At 69.1% G+C, this 1,672-nt stretch carries 1 protein-coding gene; it reads right to left on the bottom strand.

The window, feature by feature from the left end; all coding sequences use genetic code 11:
• Window positions 1–65: 65 nt before the first annotated feature.
• Window positions 66–1,568, bottom strand: a complete 1,503-nt coding sequence (locus D471_RS0132190) for a SulP family inorganic anion transporter (RefSeq protein WP_017602418.1) — start codon at window positions 1,566–1,568, stop codon at window positions 66–68.
• Between the last annotated feature and the right edge of the window lie 104 nt (window positions 1,569–1,672).

Below are 1,672 nucleotides of genomic sequence, written 5' to 3'. Positions count from 1 at the left end.
GAACACGAAGCGGGCCGCCCGGAGGAGATCTCCTCCGGGCGGCCCGTGGTGTCGTGCTCGGTCGGTCAGTGCCCGCCGGACAGGGTCCCGGTCAGCTCGGTGTGCAACCGCTGGCTGGGCTGGTTGAGGCCGGTGATCTCGACCTCGACGTCGTGCCTGCGGAAGTGCTCGGACACGTGGTCCAGGGCGGCCACGGCCGAGGAGTCCCACACGTGGGCCTTGGACATGTCCACGACCACCTTGGTCAGGTCCTTCTCGGCGTAGTCGAACCGGCCCACCAGCTGGTTGGTGGAGGCGAAGAACAGCTCGCCGTGCACCGTGTACACCCGGGTGCCGCCCTCGGGGTCCACAACGCTGGTCACGTCGGCCTGGGTGGCGGCCTTCTGGGCGAAGAGCACCATCGACACGATCACCCCGATGATCACACCGAGCGCGAGGTTGTGGGTGTAGACGACCACGGCGACGGTGACCACCATGACCAGGGTCTCGGTCCAGGGCATGCGGCGGATGGTCGTGGGGGCGATGCTGTGCCAGTCGAAGGTGACGACGGACACGAAGATCATCACCGCGACCAGGGCGGCCATCGGGATCATGCCGACCACGTCGCCGAGTCCCACGCACAGGATGAGCAGGAAGAGCCCGGCCAGGAAGGTGGAGATGCGGGTGCGGGCGCCGGAGGAGACGTTGATCATCGTCTGCCCGATCATCGCGCAGGAGGCCATGCCGCCGAAGAACCCGACGATGACGTTGGCGATGCCCTGACCGCGGGCCTCACGCGCGTGATCGGAGGAGGTCTCGGTCTGCTCGTCGACGACCTTGGCGGTCATGAGCGATTCCATCAGTCCCACCAGCGCCAGGGTCAGGGCGTAGGGGGCGATGAGGACGAGCGTGTCCAGGGTCAGGGGAACGTCGGGCAGGAACGGGACCGGGACGCTGTCGGGCAGCTCGCCCATGTCGCCGACGGTGCGGGCGTTGACCCCCATCGCCAGGGCGGCGACGGTCAGCACGACGATCGCGACCAGCGGCGCGGGGACGGCCTTGGTGAGGTAGGGCAGGCCGAAGATGATGGCCAACCCGACGGCGACCATGACGTAGATCGGTACCCCGACTCCGACCAGGTGCGGGAGTTGGGCCAGGAAGATGAGGATGGCCAGGGCGTTGATGAATCCGGTCATCACCGACGGGGGGACGAACCGCATCAGTTTGGCCACCCCGAGCAGGCCGAGCACCACCTGGAACAGGCCGGCCAGGATCGTGGCGGCCAACAGGTAGTCGACCCCGTACTCCTTGGACAGCGGTGCGGCGACCAGGGCCATGGCGCCGGTGGCGGCCGAGATCATCGCGGGGCGCCCGCCCAGGAAGGCGATGGACACGGCCATGACGAAGGAGGCGTACAGCCCGACGCGGGGATCGACGCCGGCGATGATGGAGAACGCGATGGCCTCGGGGATCAGGGCCAGCGCCACGACCAGTCCGGCGAGCACGTCCGCGCGGATCTGGGCCGCGCCGGGGATACGGGACTTCCACGTTCGTGAGGAGGTCTTCAGCGGAAGATTCATGGAACCCATCTGGGGTCGGGCAGCCCGGCGGGTGGGCCGCGGTGTTCGGGTCAGGCGGTGCGGTGACGGCGCGCGGCGGCCCGCACCGCGTGGGGTGCGGGGTGGCGCCTGGG

Origin of the sequence: Nocardiopsis lucentensis DSM 44048 (assembly GCF_000341125.1) — a bacterium.
GTDB lineage: Bacteria > Actinomycetota > Actinomycetes > Streptosporangiales > Streptosporangiaceae > Nocardiopsis > Nocardiopsis lucentensis.
This window is presented reverse-complemented; position numbering and strand designations above follow the sequence as displayed.